Annotated in this window: 2 protein-coding genes; one reads left to right on the plus strand and one right to left on the minus strand. The window is 73.6% G+C overall.

Going from position 1 to position 3,592, the window contains the following annotated elements:
- Positions 1–143 precede the first annotated feature (143 nt).
- A complete protein-coding gene (locus B7767_RS32550; protein WP_085575265.1) occupies positions 144–2,465 on the plus strand; it encodes an FHA domain-containing protein in 2,322 nt (773 codons plus the stop codon).
- A 155-nt stretch (positions 2,466–2,620) separates the two neighbouring features.
- On the opposite strand, the gene B7767_RS32555 is transcribed toward B7767_RS32550, so the two are convergent.
- The coding region (locus tag B7767_RS32555; RefSeq protein WP_085575266.1) for a streptophobe family protein at positions 2,621–3,592 on the minus strand (972 nt) is incomplete at its 5' end.

A 3,592-nucleotide genomic window follows, 5' to 3' on the forward strand; every position in this document is an offset into this window, starting at 1 on the left:
GGGCGGGACGCGCAGCCCCCGGGGCCGTGCCGGATCCGCGGCCCGCCCGGACCGGCACGTCACCCGGCGCTCTCCGGGGCGCACGGCCGCGCCCCGGCCGGTGACACCGGGCACCCGAACGGGCCAATGGGTAGAATCCAGACATGGCGGAGCGACTGGTCGCCCCGGAGCTCGTCCTGGAGACCGAGACGGGCTCCACCGTGATGAGTCCGGTCCGCGACTACCACGTGGGACGCGACCCGTTGAGCGACATCGTCCTCGACGACGCCCGGGTCTCCTGGCACCATGCGGTCCTCCGTCCCGAGGGCGGCCGCTGGACCGTCGAGGACGAGCACAGCACCCACGGCACCTACGCCAACGGTCAGCGCATCCGTACCCGGGAGGTCGGCCCCGGCAACGTCATCCACTTCGGCAGTCCCGAGGACGGCCCCCGCGCCGTTCTCGCCGCCCCCGCGCGTGACCGGCCGCAGGCGGTCTCCCATCCCGCCCTCACCCACACCTTCCGGCAGCCGGCCTCCGTACGACCGCTGCCCACCCGCACCGTCCGCATCGGCCGGGACCGCGGCAACGACCTGGTCGTCGACGACCTGATCGTCTCCCGGTACCACGCCGAACTGCACGTCCACGCCGACGGCTCGTACGAGATCGTCGACCTCGGCAGCCACAACGGCACCTACCTCAACGGCGTACCGGTCGACCGGGCCGACATCCGCCCCGGCGACATCGTCGGCGTCGGCCACTCCGACTTCTGCCTGATCGGTGACGAACTCCAGGAGTACGTCGACACCGGTGAGGTCTCCCTCGACGTCCAGGACCTCACCGTCGCCGTCGACCGGGGCACCAAGCGCCTCCTCGACCGCGTCTCCTTCCCGGTGGGGGAGAAGTGCCTGCTCGCGGTCGTCGGCCCGAGCGGTGCCGGCAAGTCCACCCTGATGAACGCGCTCACCGGCCAGCGCCCCGCCGACCACGGCACCGTCCTCTACGACGGCCGCGACCTCTACCACGACTACGCCGAGCTGCGCCAGCGCATCGGCCTCGTCCCGCAGGACGACATCCTGCACACCCAGCTGACCGTCCACGCCGCCCTGTCCTACGCCGCCGAGCTGCGCTTCCCGCAGGACACCGCCCGGGCCGAACGACGGGCCCGGGTCGACGAGGTGATCCGCGAACTCGGCCTCGGGGAGCGGACCCGCCAGCATGTGCACAGCCTCTCCGGCGGACAGCGCAAACGGGTCAGCGTCGCGCTGGAACTGCTGACCAAGCCGTCGCTGCTCTTCCTCGACGAGCCGACCTCCGGCCTCGACCCCGGCATGGACCGCTCGGTGATGCACATGCTGCGCGGCCTCGCCGACGACGGCCGGACCGTCGTCGTCGTCACCCACAGCGTGCTCAGCCTGGACGTCTGCGACCGCCTCCTCGTCCTCGCCCCCGGCGGCAGGACCGCCTACTACGGTCCCCCCGGTGACGCCCTCGCCTTCTTCGGCTTCGAGCACTGGCCGGAGGCCTTCGAGGCGTTCGAGCAGCAGCGGGACCGGGACTGGGCGGGGCAGTACCGCGACTCCCCCTTCCACCGGCGGTACGTCGTCGAGGCCGCCGCCCAGCCCGAGCGGCCCCGCGAGGAGCCGGTCGTCGTGGGACCCCCGCCCCGGCCGCGCGGCTGGGGCGGCCAGCTCCGCACCCTGGTCCGCCGCTACACCGCCGCGCTCGCCGCGGACCGCACCTTCCTCGCCGTGATGATCGCGCTGCCGTTCGTGATGGGCGGCATGGCGCGGGCCCTCGCGGGCAGTGAGCTGACGCGCAGGTCCGCCATGAACGCCCTGCTCATCCTGTGCGTCGGCGCGGTCCTCACCGGCGCGGCCAACGCGGTGCGCGAACTCGTCAAGGAGCGGGTGATCTACCAGCGGGAGCGGGCCGTGGGCCTGTCCAGATCGGCCTACCTGATGTCCAAGGTGGTCGTGCTCGGCACGGTCACCGTGCTCCAGGCCGTGGTGCTGACCCTCGTCGCACTGCTCGGCGTGGACCTGAACGCACCCGGCGGCGAAGGCGTGCTGATGCCGCCCCTTGTCGAGATCACCGTCGCCGTCGCGCTGCTCGCCTTCACCGCGATGATGCTCGGCCTGCTGATCTCCGCGGTGGTCCGCAAGGAGGAGGTGACGATGCCGCTGCTGGTGCTGCTCGCCATCGTCCAGGTCGTCTTCTGCGGCGCCCTGCTGCCGCTCGAGGGCGTGCTCGTGCTGGAGCAGCTGGCCTGGCTGGTCCCCGCCCGCTGGGGGTTCGCCGCGATGGCCGGCACCATCGGGCTCCCCACGCTCTCGCCCGGCGACCTGAGCCGTGATCCGCTCTTCGCGCACACGGCGGACGTGTGGCTGCTCGCCGTCGGCATGCTGCTCGTGCTGTCGCTGGTCCTCGGCCTGCTGGTGTCCCGTCTGCTGCGGCGCCACGAGCCGGCCGTGATGCGGGGGTAGGCGCCCGCGACGGCGGTCCCGGATTCCGTCCCCCGCACGTCGCCCCCCGAGCACGACCTGCCCGCCTGGGAGGCACCGCCCCCCGGCCGGCCCACCGTGCCCCGACCCGCTGCTGCCGGTGCGGTGCGGCGTCCGGTCCGCGGGAGTGGACCCGGTCAGCGGCCGGTCCTGCTCTTCCGGCGTGCCCCTCGCGCCGCCAGCGCCCCCACGAAACCCGTGACCAGGCCCCACAGCAGGGCCAGGCCCAGGGTGCTCCACAGCCGTGGTCTCAGCAGTACCTGGCCGGAGAGGCCCTCGCCCAGATCGCCGATGCCGAGCACGGACAGGCCGAACCGTGCGGAGATCCGGGCCGTGAGGCAGATCATCAGCACGGCCGGCGCCAGCGCCACCGCCATGCGCACGGCGTGCTGCCAGGCCCGCACCCCGGCCGGGGAGCGGGCCGCCATCAGGAACGCGGTGGCCGACAGCAGCACCGCCGTCACCACCAGCAGCCACCACCACTTCCCGCCGTCGTGCTCGGTGAGCGTGCCCAGGTTCAGGGTGGAGACGTCCGGCGTGCGCAGCACCTCGTCGAGCACGTGCGGCATGGGCAGCCCGAAGGGCCCCTCCACCCTGCCGTCCCAGGTGGCACCGAACCCGATCGTCAGCGCCGGCCAGACCACGTTGGGCAGCCCCAGCAGGATCACGGCGAACGTCTCGGCCGGATGGCCCCGGGTGGCGGCGACGACCAGCGCGATGACGAGCCCGATGACGACGGTGGCCAGCAACAGCAGCACCATCGCCTGCGCCGCCGGACGCGCCGACGTCTGGAAGCGCAGCAGCCCGGCCGGCAACGGGGCGCCGCGGGACACCGTCAGCGCCACCAGCAGCACCCCCGCCAGCCAGAGCAGGCCGATGAGGACGGTCGGCGGCACGTCGGTGGAGAACCCCACCACCGGCCTGATCCCGAACAGCTCGCCCAGGTCACCGAGCGGACCGTCCCCCAGGGAGAGCTCGTACGTGTGCCGCGCGGCGAGCGCGAGACCGAGGACCGCGAGCAGCCACAGCGCGGCGATCCGCGCCGCCCACCCGGCCAGCTCGGGCGCCCCGGCGACCGCCCGGTGCCGCAGCGGGCGCAGGAAGCACCG

It is taken from the genome of Streptomyces sp. 13-12-16, from assembly GCF_002114215.1.
Taxonomy (GTDB): domain Bacteria; phylum Actinomycetota; class Actinomycetes; order Streptomycetales; family Streptomycetaceae; genus Streptomyces.